Annotated in this window: 17 protein-coding genes; 10 read left to right on the plus strand and 7 right to left on the minus strand. The window is 42.7% G+C overall.

The features are described from left to right. Positions 1-9 precede the first annotated feature (9 nt). Complete coding sequence (smpB, locus tag R7Q11_RS19880) at positions 10-495, minus strand: SsrA-binding protein SmpB (protein ID WP_005381642.1); 486 nt, start codon at positions 493-495, stop codon at positions 10-12. A gap of 119 nt (positions 496-614) precedes the next feature. Between smpB and R7Q11_RS19885 the strand changes: the two genes are divergently transcribed. Together R7Q11_RS19885 and R7Q11_RS19890 are read left to right on the plus strand one after the other, a co-directional pair. After that, positions 615-1,058, plus strand: a complete 444-nt coding sequence (locus tag R7Q11_RS19885; RefSeq protein ID WP_005381641.1) for an SRPBCC family protein — start codon at positions 615-617, stop codon at positions 1,056-1,058. Next, positions 1,048-1,407, plus strand: coding sequence for an RnfH family protein (locus tag R7Q11_RS19890; protein ID WP_064376794.1), 360 nt, complete (start codon positions 1,048-1,050; stop codon positions 1,405-1,407). The genes R7Q11_RS19885 and R7Q11_RS19890 overlap by 11 nt, the downstream gene beginning before the upstream one ends. 101 nt (positions 1,408-1,508) lie before the next feature. Here R7Q11_RS19890 and bamE read toward each other — a convergent pair whose 3' ends face one another. The 5 genes from bamE to nadK all read right to left on the minus strand — a co-directional run bounded on the left by bamE (position 1,509) and on the right by nadK (position 6,786). Beyond that, the gene (gene bamE, locus R7Q11_RS19895; RefSeq protein WP_017820585.1) at positions 1,509-1,868 is read right to left on the minus strand and encodes an outer membrane protein assembly factor BamE; all 360 of its coding nucleotides are present in this window, start codon (positions 1,866-1,868) and stop codon (positions 1,509-1,511) included. Between the two features lie 242 nt (positions 1,869-2,110). Then, positions 2,111-2,593 (minus strand): GNAT family N-acetyltransferase, encoded by a 483-nt coding sequence (locus R7Q11_RS19900; protein WP_086046555.1) that lies wholly within the window; start codon positions 2,591-2,593, stop codon positions 2,111-2,113. Between the two features lie 21 nt (positions 2,594-2,614). After that, entirely contained in the window at positions 2,615-4,279 is a 1,665-nt protein-coding gene (recN, locus tag R7Q11_RS19905) for a DNA repair protein RecN (RefSeq protein ID WP_005383750.1), read from the minus strand. A gap of 166 nt (positions 4,280-4,445) precedes the next feature. Beyond that, complete coding sequence (locus R7Q11_RS19910) at positions 4,446-5,636, minus strand: DUF3103 domain-containing protein (RefSeq protein ID WP_005383752.1); 1,191 nt, start codon at positions 5,634-5,636, stop codon at positions 4,446-4,448. Positions 5,637-5,901: 265 nt separating this feature from the next. Continuing rightward, a complete protein-coding gene (gene nadK / locus R7Q11_RS19915) occupies positions 5,902-6,786 on the minus strand; it encodes an NAD(+) kinase (RefSeq protein WP_225466668.1) in 885 nt (294 codons plus the stop codon). Positions 6,787-6,932: 146 nt separating this feature from the next. Here nadK and grpE point away from each other — a divergent pair, with 146 nt between their 5' ends. The 4 genes from grpE to dnaJ all read left to right on the plus strand — a co-directional run bounded on the left by grpE (position 6,933) and on the right by dnaJ (position 12,835). Next, positions 6,933-7,529, plus strand: coding sequence for a nucleotide exchange factor GrpE (gene grpE, locus R7Q11_RS19920; protein ID WP_021034134.1), 597 nt, complete (start codon positions 6,933-6,935; stop codon positions 7,527-7,529). A 417-nt stretch (positions 7,530-7,946) separates the two neighbouring features. Next, on the plus strand, positions 7,947-9,221 hold the full coding sequence (locus tag R7Q11_RS19925; protein ID WP_005381625.1) for a dicarboxylate/amino acid:cation symporter: 1,275 nt from the start codon (positions 7,947-7,949) through the stop codon (positions 9,219-9,221). A gap of 347 nt (positions 9,222-9,568) precedes the next feature. Beyond that, the gene (gene dnaK / locus R7Q11_RS19930; protein ID WP_005381623.1) at positions 9,569-11,482 is read left to right on the plus strand and encodes a molecular chaperone DnaK; all 1,914 of its coding nucleotides are present in this window, start codon (positions 9,569-9,571) and stop codon (positions 11,480-11,482) included. Between the two features lie 204 nt (positions 11,483-11,686). Then, positions 11,687-12,835, plus strand: coding sequence for a molecular chaperone DnaJ (dnaJ, locus tag R7Q11_RS19935; RefSeq protein ID WP_005381620.1), 1,149 nt, complete (start codon positions 11,687-11,689; stop codon positions 12,833-12,835). Positions 12,836-12,904: 69 nt separating this feature from the next. Here dnaJ and R7Q11_RS19940 read toward each other — a convergent pair whose 3' ends face one another. Then, positions 12,905-13,336 (minus strand): type IV pilin protein, encoded by a 432-nt coding sequence (locus tag R7Q11_RS19940; protein WP_054579037.1) that lies wholly within the window; start codon positions 13,334-13,336, stop codon positions 12,905-12,907. 103 nt (positions 13,337-13,439) lie between these two features. Here R7Q11_RS19940 and R7Q11_RS19945 point away from each other — a divergent pair, with 103 nt between their 5' ends. From R7Q11_RS19945 to R7Q11_RS19960, 4 genes are read left to right on the plus strand one after another with little or no spacing between them, the layout of a single operon-like run. Further along, entirely contained in the window at positions 13,440-13,949 is a 510-nt protein-coding gene (locus tag R7Q11_RS19945; RefSeq protein ID WP_031780847.1) for a GspH/FimT family pseudopilin, read from the plus strand. Next, positions 13,930-14,547 carry a PilW family protein gene (locus R7Q11_RS19950; RefSeq protein ID WP_005383755.1) on the plus strand — a complete coding sequence of 206 codons (618 nt, stop codon included), beginning with the start codon at positions 13,930-13,932 and terminating at the stop codon, positions 14,545-14,547. Before R7Q11_RS19945 ends, R7Q11_RS19950 begins: the two co-directional genes overlap by 20 nt. Continuing rightward, entirely contained in the window at positions 14,544-15,854 is a 1,311-nt protein-coding gene (locus R7Q11_RS19955; protein ID WP_225466669.1) for a hypothetical protein, read from the plus strand. Before R7Q11_RS19950 ends, R7Q11_RS19955 begins: the two co-directional genes overlap by 4 nt. Then, a complete protein-coding gene (locus R7Q11_RS19960; protein ID WP_206970860.1) occupies positions 15,844-16,254 on the plus strand; it encodes a prepilin-type N-terminal cleavage/methylation domain-containing protein in 411 nt (136 codons plus the stop codon). Before R7Q11_RS19955 ends, R7Q11_RS19960 begins: the two co-directional genes overlap by 11 nt. The last annotated feature ends 144 nt before the right edge of the window (positions 16,255-16,398 follow it).

Raw genomic sequence — 16,398 nt, forward strand, 5'->3', positions numbered from 1 at the left:
TGGTCAAGATTAACGCAGCGCGCTCTTCATTACGCGTGCTTTTTCTCTTGCCCAGTCTTTTTCTTTTAGATCCGTACGTTTATCGTGCAGCTTTTTACCTTTTGCTACGCCAATTTTTAGTTTCACCCAAGAGCGAGACCAGTACAGTGAGAGGGCCGTTAATGTCATACCTTCACGGTTTACACGTCCGAATAGATTATCCAGCTCACGACGACTCATTAGTAGTTTACGCACACGTGTAGGATTCGCCACAACGTGTGTCGATGCCTGATTTAAAGGAGTGATTGTCATGCCACTCACAAAGGCTTCACCGTCACGCATAAATACGTAACTTTCAGAAATATTGGCTTTACCTTGGCGAAGGGCTTTCACTTCCCAACCTTGGAGCTCCAAGCCAGCTTCGATTTCATCATCGATGAAATACTCGTGGCGAGCTTTTTTATTCAGCGCGATAGTATTGCTACCCGCTTTTTGTTTCGTTTTTTTCTTTGCCATAATAGCGTCATTATACGGGTTGGATATCGGATAGGAAATCCTTTTATTTGCGCAATCGTGGAATAAAAGTAAAATTGGCGAGTAGCTTTAAATCTGTACATGTATCGATAGGAGTATGTATGAAGCAAGTCAGCCGTTCTGCGCTTGTGTCTTTTAGCGCCGAACAGATGTTCAATCTGGTTAATGATGTTGCTAAATACCCTGAATTTCTGCCTGGTTGCTCGGGCTCTAGAATCATTGAGTCTTCGGGGAATGGTATGGTGGCTTCTGTCGATGTGGCGAAGGCTGGAATCAGCAAAACGTTTACGACTTCAAATGAGTTGATCCCCGGTCAGGCAATTATGATGAACTTGGTGGATGGCCCGTTTAAGACGTTGCGTGGTGGTTGGATTTTTACCGCGCTAGATGAGCAAGCTTGCAAGGTTGAACTAAAGCTTGAGTTTGAATTCTCAAGTAAAATGATTGAGATGGCCTTCGGTAAGATTTTTAACGAGCTTACTAGTAATATGGTAAATGCATTTACTAAACGCGCAAAACAGGTCTACGAGTGTTATGAGTATTGAGTCAGATATGATTCACGTTGAGGTTGTCTATGCTCTTCCTCATGAACAGCGTGTATTTAACTTAGTGGTAAATAATCACGCAACGGTAGAAGAGATCATTCGACAATCCGGTGTATTGGAGTTGTACCCTGAAATTGATTTGTCCAAGAACAAAGTGGGTGTGTTTAGTCGTAACGTGAAGTTGGATGCGACCGTTCGAGATCGAGACCGAATAGAGATTTATCGTCCGTTACTCGCCGATCCGAAAGAGATTCGCCGTAAAAGGGCGGAGCAGGCTAAAGCCGAGGGAAGTGCAGACCCAGTCACCGGTGGCAAGCCTAGTACTGTACGTAAAAATAAGCAGGATTAATATAAACCCAATAGCTCATGTGAGTTACTCAAAGTTTGACTAACGTGATTTCTATATAATAAAAAACCTCCCAAACGGGAGGTTTTTTTGCAAAAGTCAGTTTACTGAATTTGCTCGTAAAATGCGTCACTTTTTGGAAAGTCACCACTGATGTCTGCGAGTGTGCCTTGGTCATTAAAGTTTACAATCAGATCTTTCTGTACTGGCTCGCCATGGCCAGGAGTATGATGATAGATGTAATACCAAGTGTTTGGATAGCCGTTTTCAATAAGCATTGGCGACCCTAATACGAAGCGAACCTGTGCTTTAGTCATCCCAAACTTTAATTTATCAACCGCACTTTGTTCTACATAGTTGCCTTGGTTGATATCAATACGATAAACCAGTCTTTCCAATACCGAACATCCTGTCAGCAATGTCATTGCTAATGGTACGGCAACTAACCACTTCTTTAATTGCATAATAATTTCTTAGTAACCTTTAAAATACTGCGCTGATAATAAACAAGCTCGACGCAGATGTAAAAAGCTATGCGTCGTATGGTAGACAATCTGACAACGAATTTTGAGTTGAGTTGCATTTATTCACCGATATTAGGCGGTAAATGTCACCACATGACGTATTAGTTAGGTGACGAAGAGCAAATTTCAATCGGAAGTAGGGTGATGGACGCTTTCAGCGGTGAGCAAAGCCTAGTGACTCGTTAGTCGGTTTTGGCGAATTCGCGTAATGCATCACCTGAAAAACGATAATACTCTTTTTCATGAATTAGTGTTGCACCAATTGAGCGGTAAAACTGACCTGCGGTAGGGTTACTACTTTCAGCTGTCCAGTCCAACCTTTGGCATCTACACTTGATCGCCAAAGATGCCAGATACTTCATTAACTTGAGACCAACCCCTTTTCCTCGAACCTTCGAAGATACGAACAGATCTTTTAAGTACATCTGCCCTGAGAGTTTTGGGGCAGGGAACATGATGGTATAAGATGCAAAGCCTACGACGTCATCATTATCGTAAACCGCAATGATATGAACGCCAGAATGTTCAGAGAAAACTTGGTTCTTTAGATAATGGACCAGATCGTGTTTTGATGAAGCTTTTTCTTTGAAGTAGTAATGTTCTAACTCAATAAAAATAGGGATGAGATCTAAGCAGTTGGTTTTGTGTATTGCTCTGATATCCATTTCTCATCCCTTGTCGATTTATTAAGCGGCGATAAGCAGTTCTTTTGCGTTTGCCAACGTTGAGTCGGTTATTTGACTACCCCCAAGTAAGCGAGCTAATTCTGCCACACGTTGTTGTTCATCTAATGCGTGCATTTGGGTTTCGGTTTGGCCTGCTTTGGTTTGCTTAGCTACAAACATTTGTTGATGGCCGCATCCGGCAACTTGAGGGAGGTGAGTGACACACAATACCTGAGTAGATTCGCCAAGCTTGCGTAGCATTTTGCCCACTACGGCAGCTGTTGGGCCACTAATACCTACGTCCACTTCATCGAAGATTAAACTTGGTGTATCTACTTTCTGAGCGGTGATCACTTGGATCGCTAGAGAGATGCGTGATAGCTCACCGCCTGACGCAACTTTTGCTATAGGTTGTAATGGTTGTCCCGGGTTGGTCGATACTAAGAAGCACACGCTGTCCATGCCAAGCGGCGATGGGTGCGTGTTGTCATTGCTAACTTCGATACTGAATACTGCTTTCTCCATGCTCAATTCGTGCATGCTTTGTGTGATCAGTTTGTTCAGTTCTTTTGCGTAACGGCTGCGTGATTTGTGCAGTTTTTCTGCTTGTGTTAGAAAGCTTTGGTACTTGTGTTCTACTTCTTGAGCAAGTTCATCTAAACGTTCATCGGAGCAATCTAACGCTTCTACTTGGGCCAGAAGATCTTGATGATGCTGGTAGAGTTCTTCTGGCATTACGTGGTGTTTACGAGCTACAGACATCACTTTAGAAAAACGTTCTTCTACATAAGCCATACGAGCTGGATCAACATCGATGCCATCTAAGTAGCTGCGTAATTCATTCTTCGTTTCTTCAAGTTGAATCATTGCTTCTGACAGCATGTTAGGTAGCTCAGATAGCTTTTCATCTAATTCGGCTAATTGAATTAGGGAGTGATTGGCCGATTGCAAAATACCAAGCGCATTGACTTCTTCACCTTCGTAAATAAGTTCGATGGCTTGCTGACAGGTAGTGGCGAGTTCACCACTGTTGGATAGTCGTTTGTGCTCTTGCTCGAGCTCTGCAAATTCTTCTTCACCTAGCGATAACTCATTCAGTTCTTTGATTTGGTATTCAAGCAACTGTTTTTGCGCCTGGTTTTGCTGGCTATTTTCTTTTAGCTGCTTGAGGTTATTATCCGCCTGACGCCAATGCTGGTAAGCACTTCGTGTGCTTTTTAGTAGGTTTAAATGCCCAGCATATTGGTCGAGCATGGCCATTTGGTGCTCACTTTTCATCAATTGATGATGAGCGTGCTGCCCATGGATATTGATAAGTAGCTGCCCTAGAGATTTGAGCTGTGATAGTGGAACAGGGCTGCCATTAATGAAGGCTCTTGAGCGGCCTTCTTTTGTGATAATACGACGCAAAATACACTCACTGCCATCTAGCAGATCGTTATCTTCTAACCAACGTGTTGCATGTAAGTTGTTGTCCAATAAAAAAGCGGCGCTAACTTCGGTTTTCTCTTCACCTTGTCGCACCATGCCGGCATCGGCTCGTCCGCCTAAGCAGAGCCCTAAAGCATCGATAGCAATGGATTTACCCGCGCCTGTTTCACCTGTAATGGTGGTCATGCCCTTAGAAAGCTCGAGTTGTAAAGACTTAACAATCGCAAAATTATTAACACTTAGATGAGCCAGCATTTTATTTACCTGTATAACTGAACAATACTGTATAAGAGAACAGTATATACTGTTTCTTTATACAGTAAAGTCGGGTAAGGAAAATTTTCTTTGTAGGCTGTTTTTTTGTGATGAAGTGGGAAAAATGAGCCGATGTGATTACAACGACTCATTAAAGTTGAACAGGTTACGGACGAGTTGGGTTAATCGTTAGTGGTTCTAGTGTGACGACTGCATTCACACCTGCACCTGGGTGATCCACGTATGAAGTGTCTTGCATTAGAGTGTAGTAAACGTCGACGAAGTCATCATCATTCGTGAGTACACCATCGGGGATAGTGTCGATGATCTTGTTCGTGATTTGCGGAATAATCGCGTAAGCCTGAACTTCTGGATCTGGAATCGCTTTCAATACTTCTTCGGCAACTTGAACAAGGAGTTTTGCCAATTGTTTATAGTCTGTGCCGTCATCTTGCTCCATGAGCACAATGTCTGCCGCACCCCAGCGGTAACGAGACCAGTGAATAATGATCTGATTTGGATAGTAATCTTGGTTATCGTAGTCTAAGTATGGAAGCTCCACCAAATCGAGAGTAGGTTCATCACGACTTGGATTGACGCCCGTTACGATAGCGTAGATTTCTGCCTTGCCAGAGATCCAAGGTTCTTTGTCATCGGCTAGACGGATCTTTTTCAACTGCGTGGTTTGAATTGGAGCCGCTTCGCCCACTGCGCTACTTGACAATAGCGGTGTATTTTGGCGTTGTTCATCAGCAATATATGGTTGAACTAAAGCTGGTTGACCGAGTTTTTTCATCTCAGCTTGCATAGCTTGCAAGCCTGCTTTTAGCTCTGCAGAGCTATTGTTATCAACGACAAGTACAGGTACCTCAGGGAGCTGGTAAACATCGAGTTGATGGATGTTGCCATACACATCAAATGCTTCGATGTATTGCCAATTCTCATCATCACCACTTGGTTCAAATGCAAATAATGGCTCGACCTCGCCACTTTGCCATGCTGTTATCATGGCTTCATTTGCCAAGCGAACTTCTAACAACTGATCAGAGTATTCAGAAATACCTTTCCAGCTACGAATTTGAGTGTCAGCTTGTACAAGCTGGCGGCTGAACTCTGAGTTAGGGTTTTGCTTAACAAATGCTGATACAGACACGTTAGTCTGTTGCGGAGTAATATCTCTTCTCAGCATGGGTTCAATGGCAGCATAATTCTCACTCAATTGTTGAGCTAGGGCCCGTTTCGTCTTAGTGATATCTTCCGCTTTTGCATTGGACACACTGTTGACTTGCGTTTCCTCTGATTGGCAGCCAATAAGTGCTAATGTACTGAGAACAGACAGAATGATGGTTTTCTTCATAATATGTCCTTTATTGATTGTATGAAATAGAGTTAATACTCTATTCATGGTGAGAATATCACCGGACATAGATCATTGAATTTGCTTTTCTATCTTTTGTGTAAAGTTTGCCCACAGGATCAAAATTTATAAGCTTCTCTTTAATGATGACAAATATCGTGTCGCCTCACTACTTTGTGTCTATTTCTTGTCTAAGAAAGCCAAAAGCCAGTAGCAATTAAGCTGCTGGCTTTTTTATTGAAGTTATTGCCCTGAGTAACAAGTGTTAGAACAATTTACTAGACCAGCCAAGCTTATTCCGTAAGACGTGATAGTAGCTGTAGTCTTTTGGATGGATGAGCTTTAGTACATTTGGACTTTGATAGATGTGAATTTCGTCGCCAGGGGTAACTGGAAGTGAGACTTGTCCATCACAGCTAACTTCTTGTGTTCCACGGTTTTCTGGTGATACCACCAATTTAATTCGACGTTTTCCATCAACCACCAAAGGTCGACTCGACAATGTATGAGGGAACATTGGCACGAGTGAAATGGCATTCAAGCTAGGAGAAAGAATTGGGCCGCCGCCAGAAAGTGAATATGCCGTCGAGCCAGTCGGAGTGGAGACAATCAAACCGTCGGCCCGTAAAGAGAAGGCGAAGCTTTCATCTATGTACACTTCAAATTCAATCATATGAGCAATTTGCCCTGGGTGAAGTACGGCTTCGTTTAGCGCAGCGTTATGGCTCTTTATTTGTCCGTGGCGGTGTACTTCCGCCTCTAAAAGAAAACGTTCCTCTTCAATATAATCACCGTCGAGTACCGCTTGCAGAGACGCTTGGAAGTCGTCTGGGTTCAAGTCAGTTAAGAAGCCCAAATTTCCACGGTTCACGCCTATAACTGGCACATCAAATCGGGATAAAATTCTTGCCGCACCTAACATGTTGCCATCGCCACCAACCACAATGGCTAGATCGGCATTTTTTCCTAGTTCAACTAAGCTAGCAAACTGACTCTGTGGGATATCATCCAGTATTGCGGCAAGGCGATCGTCAATGAATACTTTATAGCCCTCAGAGGTCAACCATTGGTACAACTCTTTATGAGTTTGAATTGCTTGTTGATCTCTTGGTTTTCCGATAATCGCGATCACGTTACATGGATTTTTCATAGCATTTCCGCATTAAAGAGGCTTGAATCAGGAATCTTCATCCCCATAATAATGGCAAGTCACCTAAATATGCGAATTTTTATGTGGTTAAAGCCCGCAAAAACGCGCATGGCTTTAAGGGCATTATGTTGAATTCTGGAGATATCATGAGCAACGAAGAAAACAAAGTTACAGAAGAAGAGCTTGATCAAATCATCGAAGAGGCTGAAAAAGTAGAAGCTGAAGCACAAGAAGTTGAAGCTGAGCTTGAAGAGCTTGGTGATGAGACAGACGCTAAGATTGCTCAACTAGAAGCGGCACTATTGTCTAGCGAGGCAAAAGTAAAAGAGCAACAAGATGCGGTGTTGCGTTCTAAAGCTGAAGTAGAAAACATGCGTCGTCGCACTGAGCAAGAGATCGATAAAGCACGTAAGTTTGCGTTGAACAAGTTTGCAGAAGAGCTGCTTCCTGTTATTGATAACCTAGAGCGTGCAATTCAAGCGGCAGATACAGAGAATGAAACTGTGAAGCCGTTCCTAGAAGGCGTTGAACTAACACATAAAACGTTTGTAGACGTTGTAGCGAAATTTGGCTTGAAAGCAATCAACCCTGAAGGTGAAGCATTCAATCCAGAGTTCCATCAAGCGATGTCGATTCAGGAGAGCCCTGATCATGAATCAAACACTGTTATGTTTGTTATGCAAAAAGGTTACGAACTAAACGGCCGTGTGATTCGTCCGGCAATGGTAATGGTTGCTAAGTAACTTTAACTACCTGTTTTTTAAATATAAAAGCGCCCATCATTTTTGATGGGCGCTTTTTTGTTTTAAACATAAATGACTGCATCGAACTTCGTTGTATATCGATAAATGAAAATTTGATCCCCTTCATATTTTTTCCTATTGGTTAATTATTTTCCTATAGGAGATTTTCTCTCATCTCGCTGCGTGTTTATTAACGGAAAGGGCTATAAGTGATTGTAATCATTCGTTGTGTGAATATTTGTTCTGCATAGGAATGTAAATATAGTCATTTTTTCTAAAACAATGTCGTTAACAAAAATGTAAATTGTCACTTTATTTTGTAACTTCGGTGTGTATGATTTGCGACTAATGCTTTAAAAGTAAGCATATATAACTACAAAAATGTAAATAGTAAACACAACATATCGGAGATTTATAATGGATAAATCGCTTTCTAGTAAGATTTTTATAGGCTTGTTTGCCGGCCTTGTGCTGGGGACAGCAATTCAGTACTTATTTAGCGGTATTGCGATTTTTGATACATACCTACTTGGAGCAGCAGAAGGTGTTGGCGGCATGTTCGTCTCACTGATCAAATTGCTTGTTGTTCCTTTAGTTTACGTTTCAATCGTATGCGGCATTGTTGACTTGAAAGACATCAGTGCATTTGGTCGTCTTGGTGGAAAAACTTTTACCCTTTACATTCTTAACACCATCATTGCGATTACGGCGGCTTTGACTGTCGGCTTGATCTTCCAGCCAGGAGCGGGCGCTAATCTAGCAGGAACGGTATCTGAGGCTGTACAGCTGACAACGACAGAGACGCCGGACATTTTCTCTTTAGTTGTTAACATTGTTCCTAGCAATCCTGTACAAGCGTTTGCTAGCGGCGACATGCTGCAAATCATCTTTATGGCAATTTTGACGGGGCTTGCAATTCAAGCTTTGGATTCTCGTGGTGGCCCAGCTATTCGCACATTCAAAATGGCAAATGAAATCATGATGAAATTGGTTGGATTAGTGATGAGTCTTGCACCATATGGTGTGTTCGCACTAATGATTCAACTAGGTGCAACGCTAAACGCCAATACATTAATGTCCGTTGCCGGTTACGTGGCTTTGGTGGTTGCGATGTTGGTGTTCTGGATCTTCTTCTTCTACCCAATGGCAGTGAGTATTGCGACAGGAACTTCTCCAAAGACTTTCCTACGTGCAACTCGTGAGCAGATTCTTTTCTCTCTATCTACCGCGAGCTCAAACGCGACTATCCCGGTAACGATGCGCACACTGACAGAAAAGCTTCAGGTCTCTAAATCGGTTGCTGGCTTCGGTGTACCACTGGGCGCAACGATGAATATGTCTGGTGTTTCTATCTATATTGCTCTAGCAACGATGTTTGTTGCGAACGCTTTTGGCCAGCCAATTAACACCGCAGACATCTTCACACTTGGCTTAACTATTCTTCTGTTATCTATTGGTGCTGGCGGTGTTCCTGGGGGCGGCGTGGTAATGGTAGGCGTTTTGCTTCACCAACTAGGTTTACCACCTGAAGGTTTAGCAATCATTGCAGCGGTCGACCGTATTAATGATATGTTCTGTACATCATCTAACGTTGTCGGCGACACGGCAGTGAACACCATTGTTGCAAAAACAGAAGGTGAGATCGGTAAAGAAGAAGGTGTTGATGCTGAGCCTGCTCAAGCGAACGCCTAATACCTTGAATAATTTATTTTAACCCTAATATTGAAGCGAGCTCTTATGAGCTCGTTTTTTATTTAGGAAGAGTCGGACATAAATAAATTTATCTGGGAAATGACGTTTTGTTGCGCTACAGCAGTGTGACGAGTTCCCAACTAATCAGAAAGAAACACATAAATTTCGAAAAAAGACGCTTTTTTTTAATTCTGCCCTTGAAAAGCATTTTGCCGCCCTTATCTATGTGGCATAGAGAAGCAAACATTGATTATTTTTGTTTGTGAGCAAGGGTTGAAACCCGATTCTCCTCCCCCCACATTGGGGTTATAACCAAACGAAAATAGAATTTATTCGGAGATAGCCAGATGGGTAAAATCATTGGTATTGACTTAGGTACTACTAACTCATGTGTTGCTGTATTAGACGGCGACAAACCACGTGTAATTGAAAACGCAGAGGGCGAACGTACTACTGCATCGGTTATTGCTTACACTGACGGTGAGACGCTAGTAGGTCAACCAGCGAAACGTCAAGCAGTAACTAACCCAGAAAACACGCTATTTGCAATTAAGCGTCTAATCGGTCGTCGTTTTGAAGACGAAGAAGTTCAGCGTGACATCGAAATCATGCCTTACAAAATCGTTAAGGCTGACAACGGTGATGCTTGGGTAGAAGCGAAAGGCCAAAAAATGGCAGCTCCTCAGGTTTCTGCTGAAGTTCTTAAGAAAATGAAGAAAACTGCTGAAGACTTCCTTGGTGAGGAAGTAACTGGCGCAGTTATCACAGTACCTGCTTACTTTAACGATGCTCAGCGTCAAGCGACAAAAGATGCTGGCCGTATCGCAGGTCTAGAAGTTAAACGTATCATCAACGAACCAACAGCAGCTGCGCTAGCTTACGGTCTTGATAAGAAAGGCGGCGATCGCACTATCGCGGTATACGACCTTGGTGGTGGTACATTCGATATTTCAATCATCGAAATCGATGAAGTTGAAGGCGAGAAAACATTCGAAGTTCTAGCAACTAACGGTGATACTCACCTAGGTGGTGAAGACTTTGATAACCGTCTAATCAACTACTTGGTTGATGAGTTCAACAAAGAGCAAGGCATCAACCTTAAAAACGACCCACTAGCAATGCAGCGTGTTAAAGAAGCAGCAGAGAAAGCGAAAATCGAGCTTTCTTCTACTTCTCAAACAGACGTAAACCTACCTTACGTTACTGCAGATGCAACTGGTCCTAAGCACATGAACATTAAAGTGACTCGTGCAAAACTAGAATCTCTAGTTGAAGACCTAGTACAACGCTCTCTTGAGCCATTAAAAGTAGCTCTAGCTGACGCTGACCTATCAGTAAACGACATCACTGACGTAATCCTAGTTGGTGGTCAGACTCGTATGCCAATGGTTCAAGCGAAAGTTGCTGAGTTCTTTGGTAAAGAAGCGCGCCGTGACGTAAACCCTGACGAAGCAGTAGCAATGGGTGCTGCAGTTCAAGGTGGTGTACTTGCTGGTGACGTTAAAGACGTACTACTACTAGACGTAACTCCACTGTCTCTAGGTATCGAGACAATGGGTGGCGTGATGACTAAGTTAGTTGAGAAGAACACAACTATCCCAACTAAAGCGAACCAAGTTTTCTCTACAGCGGAAGACAACCAGAGCGCGGTAACTATCCACGTTCTACAAGGTGAGCGTAAGCAAGCGATGTACAACAAGTCTCTAGGCCAATTTAACCTAGAAGGCATCCAGCCTGCACCACGTGGTATGCCACAAATCGAGGTTACTTTTGACCTTGATGCGGATGGTATCCTACACGTGTCTGCGAAAGACAAGCAGACTGGTAAAGAGCAGAAGATCACTATCCAAGCTTCTGGCGGTCTAAGCGATGAAGACATCGAGAAAATGGTTCAAGAAGCAGAAGCTAACAAAGAAGCGGACAAGAAGTTCGAAGAGCTAGCGACTGCACGTAACCAAGCTGACCAAATGATTCACGGTACTCGTAAGCAAGTAGAAGAAGCTGGTGAAGCGCTACCTGCAGAAGAGAAAGAGAAGATTGAAGCAGCAATTTCTGAGCTAGAAACAGCACGTAAAGGCGAAGACAAAGAAGCTATCGATGCTAAAGTTCAAGCACTAATGACTGCTTCTCAAAAGCTGATGGAAATCGCTCAACAACAAGCTCAAGCGCAGCAAGCACAAGGTGCTGACGCAGGTGCACAGTCTAAAGAAGACGACGTTGTAGATGCTGAGTTCGAAGAAGTTAAAGACGACAAGAAATAATATTTCTTAACCAGATGGTTGCATAGCCATCTGGGGTCGATAAGACTTCGTGTGCGGGCGTTTGGGGCAACTCTTACGCCCGTCTGTTTGTAAACGCTGTCTTTCTAGTTAAGTATGTTGCAGACAAGTGCACTTACCTAGAACGATACAAACACCAAGCGGTGAATCGATGCCGTTTGTAGTAATTAACTGGTGACGAAGAACATGTCAAAACGTGATTTTTACGAAGTATTAGGCGTAAGCCGTGATGCCTCAGAGCGCGATATCAAAAAGGCGTATAAGCGTCTAGCGATGAAATTCCACCCAGACCGAAACCAGGGTGATGATTCTGCGGCGGACAAGTTTAAAGAAGTAAAAGAAGCGTACGAAGTTCTGACCGACCCTCAAAAGAAAGCGGCGTACGACCAATACGGTCATGCTGCTTTTGAACAAGGCGGCGGTGGTTTCGGTGGCGGCGGCTTTGGCGGCGGCGGTGCTGATTTCGGCGACATCTTTGGCGATGTATTCGGTGACATCTTTGGTGGTGGTCGTCGTGGCGGTGGTGGCCACCGTGCCCAGCGAGGTGCTGACCTACGTTACAACATGGAATTGACGCTAGAAGAAGCGGTTCGTGGTGTAACGAAGGAGATCGAAGTACCGACACTAGTACACTGTGATACCTGTGATGGTAGTGGCGCGAAGAAAGGTTCATCTGCTGAAACATGTGGTACCTGTCATGGTCATGGTCAAGTACAGATGCGCCAGGGCTTCTTCGCAGTGCAACAAACCTGTCCTACCTGTCACGGCAAAGGTAAAATCATTAAAGACCCTTGTAATGAGTGTCATGGTCAAGGTCGTAAGCAGAAAACAAAAACACTTAACGTTAAGATCCCGGCAGGTGTTGATACTGGCGATCGTATTCGCCTATCTGGCGAAGGTGAAGCGGGAGAAATGGGGGCGCCTGCTGGCGACTTGTATGTACAAGTGCACGTGAAAGAGCACCATATCTTCGAGCGTGATGGCAACAACCTATACTGTGAAGTGCCAGTAAGCTTTGCGATGGCAGCTCTAGGTGGTGAAGTTGAAGTACCAACCCTAGATGGTCGCGTAAGCCTAAAAGTGCCTTCAGAAACGCAAACAGGTCGTATGTTCCGTATGCGTGGTAAAGGTGTGAAAGGCGTTCGTGGTGGCGGTGTTGGTGATCTTATTGTGAAGTTGGTTGTCGAAACACCAGTAAATCTAAGCTCACGCCAAAAAGAACTGCTCAAAGAGTTTGAAGAGTCTTGTGGTGGTGAAGCGGCGACAAAGCACAAGCCTAAATCAGAAGGCTTTTTCAACGGTGTGAAAAAGTTCTTTGATGATTTAACCAGCTAAGACGTTAGCGAAAAGCACACATACAAAGGCCTGCTAAAATGCAGGCCTTTTTGCATCTCGGTGTTCTTCCTAATTCCAGCAATCACTTGGTTCTTCGACATTTGTTGACGTTAAAGTAATCGTTTTAGAACCAGTCAAGCACTCGTCGTCGTCTTGTCCCAGAGACGATTTTGCTGTTGCTGTAATGGTATAGGCCGTACTTGCAGAGCTCGCAATATCGAAAGAAAATCTATTTGTGTCTGAGTCACATAGAGTGCATGTGCCTCCAGAGAGAATATGACTCCAGTCGTACCCACCATCATAAGATGTCTCTAGCTCTAGCTGAATTCGACTAAGATCGCTCAAGGCAACCGTCCTATGAGACTTGATTACATGATTAGTGTAAGAGGGGTATGCGACTGCAGCAATGATCCCGACAATCACTACAGCTACCAGTAATTCGATCAATGTCATCCCTCTCAATCCTTTTTTGTAGCCGTTACAACGAGAAATTCGAATCATCACGAGTAGTTTCCTTTTCACTTTTCCGCCTATTTTTGGCAGGTGATAGCATCTGTGCAAGATGAATTACGGCCCTTTTGCCGTTTACATAGGAATTTGGGAAATGCCTCGCGGGTTTACGTTGTTGGAGCTTCTTATTACTGTTGCTGTACTGAGTATTATATTGGCGTTTGCAGCTCCAAGCTTTAGCCGTGTTTCACAAACTGTGCAAATGCAGCGATTGGCAACTGAATTAGCTGGTTTTCTAAGCCAAAGTAAGTCCGAGGCGGTAATGAGAAATCAAAAGTTATATATACATTTCTCCATGGCTAAAAACGTTGTTGTCAGTCAAGGGGCATGGTCTCTACAGTTAACTGACTCATCTAGCGGCTCAGGGGGAGTAATCTTAAACCTTTCCGGCTCCGCATACTCTGAATTATCTTTGAAGCACAGTTACGATAATCAAAAAATAAGCTTCGATGAGGTCCGTGGACGGCCCCAAGGAGGAAATATAGAGTTTTTCCCAACCAATGCTCAAAACATAAAACTACAAGCAAAGATCTCAAACCCTCCTGGGAGGATTAAGATTTGTAGTAATTCTGGAGCGAAGTTATATGATTACCGTCAGTGCTAACAAACGCTATCAAATAGGTAGCTCTTTAATTGAATTAATGATTAGTTCTTTAATTGGGTTAATTGTTCTTAGTGTAGTGGGCTCTATATTCTTGAGTTTACAAAAAACAGCAAAAGAAAAAAGCTTAGAGCTAAATTTATTGCAAAGTCTTAATATCACTTTATCTGTTATGAAAGAAGATATTCAAAGGGCTGGTTATGATGGTGGTCATGGTATGTCTCTTAAATTATCCGGAGCCTTGGAAACAATTACAATCAGTGGTGCATCTTCTATTGGTTTTGTTTATTTTAGAGATGACTCTCCGCTAAATAAAAACTATAGAAATATTAAGTATGAGAAGCGAGATAGCAAACTTGTAATCTGTGAAAATGGCGTAGTATCCCAAGCCAAAATACTGTCTTTTGATGGTGTGGATTTTTGTCGTTCTTTATTTGATGAAGATATTTTTCAAGTGACGAGTTTTACAGTAAATTCTGATGTCGTAACGAATGGCACAAATATTAGCGCTGTAACGGATGTTACTTTGGCTTTACAAACTGTAGATGGCGTAATTAATCAAGTTGCAGAGTTTTCAATTAAGCAAAGGAATTGGCAATGAGATCTAAATTTGGATGTTCTGGGTACACGACGTTGTTAGTAACATCCATACTATTATTGTTTGCTTTGATTACATCTCTCGCATCATCAAAGGGAGTATTTTTTCAATTAAAAGTGGCTCAGAATGAACTAAAAGCTCGACAAGAACATTGGAAGGCTGAAGGAGGACTGGAATGTGCTTTTGCACAAATAAAGGAGAAGATGTTAGTTCTTCCTCCTTCCGGAACAATTACTTTACTAGGCTGTACAGTATCTACTACGATAAAAAAACTCAGCAATTATGAATATTTGGTTACATCTAAAGAGGGAAATACAAATTTAAGTAAAGTGATAATTTCGACAGGGAACGGCCTTGGTGCTGTACTAAAAACGAGTGCGTCGGTAGAGCTTACTGGCTCAATGCACTTTGTCCCTAAAGCAAAAGGTTTGTCGTCTGACAGTGAGTGTACATCTATTATTGCTGGTGGAACCGTGAGTTATGTAGCAAGTGTAAGTGGTTCTGATGAGCACTTTCTGACGGTGGACAGTTCAGTCAGTAGTCATGCTACTGGGATTTTAGGGGCTCCTAGCTTTACTTGTAAGAATTCGCACAAATCCAATTTATTTGAAGAAACCAAACGTCCAACCTACCTAGCTACTACTAGCACTTCGAATAAAAATGAAGATATCAAAGAAAATGTTGCAAATATTTCGGTTTTCAAAGACTTATTCACTATGGATTTCAACGCAGTTAACGTAGCAAAACTCAAAAACGAGATTAAAGCGGATCCTGTTGGCGTTGTAATTGCTAGCGGTAAGACACCTAAAGGTTGGGTTAAGTCATGCCATACTAAGTTAGCTAATGCTTACGCTGCTGGAAAACGAAGGTTTTGGGTCGATGGCAGTTGCGCAATATCAGGAAATATTTTTGGTTCTACTACTCAGCCTGTAGATAATGCTATTCAGCTTATTATTTATGATGGTGTTCTCTACAGTCAAAGTATGAGTTATTTTGATGGACTTCTTTACCAATACCTTTCAAAGCCAACTGTGTTGGATGTTAAAGAAATATGGATTGATCTTTTTGATTCTAAAAATGATATAGGTGTAACCCCTACTTCTTTTCACAAGCATGATATTAATAATGACTTTAATAAATATGCTTTTTTGCTAGATGGTTCATTGAAGCTTGATGGCGGGATAGGGTTAGATGCAGAAGATAGAACTATAAAATTAAATGGATCTTTGATACCTGCCTACAATGGTGGAAAGAGCGGCAAGTACATTGAGAAACTAAAGTGGCAGCGAGGCTCCTGGAATGATCTCTAAACAAAAAGGTTTTAACCTTCTTGAAGTTCTAATTTCTTTTCTGCTTATCGGTGTTGGGGCTCTAGGTTTAACTAAGCTAAACGTGTATCTAGAACGTGAATCTGAATATGCCATAAAAAGTATTGAAGCACTTCGTCTAGCAGAAAACCAACTCGAATGGTTCCGAACGCGTGGTGCTTCGGATGCGCTTTCTACGATTTCTACTGCCAGTTTTGCCTCTATCGTGACAGGATCTTCCGCCACTGGAGCGTACACGGTGGAGTGGGATGTGCCACCTGCTACTGTATCAGGTTCACTAAAGACGATCATCATCACAACAAGTTGGGAAGATAGAATGGGGCAGACGCAATCCGTTCAGCTGAAAACTATGACTTCACAGTACAGTGAATTCGAAAACTAAGTTCAATTGCATACATGGGCTGAGACAAATGCGGGTGTAATTCCTGTTTGATACCGGATTTGTCACGGTTAATAAATGGTTTTTGAACTGTTAATTGAGTTGATGTGCTACTGTTTTTATTATGTTTAATTGAAGTGGTGTTTT

The organism is Vibrio sp. 970 (genome assembly GCF_033339075.1).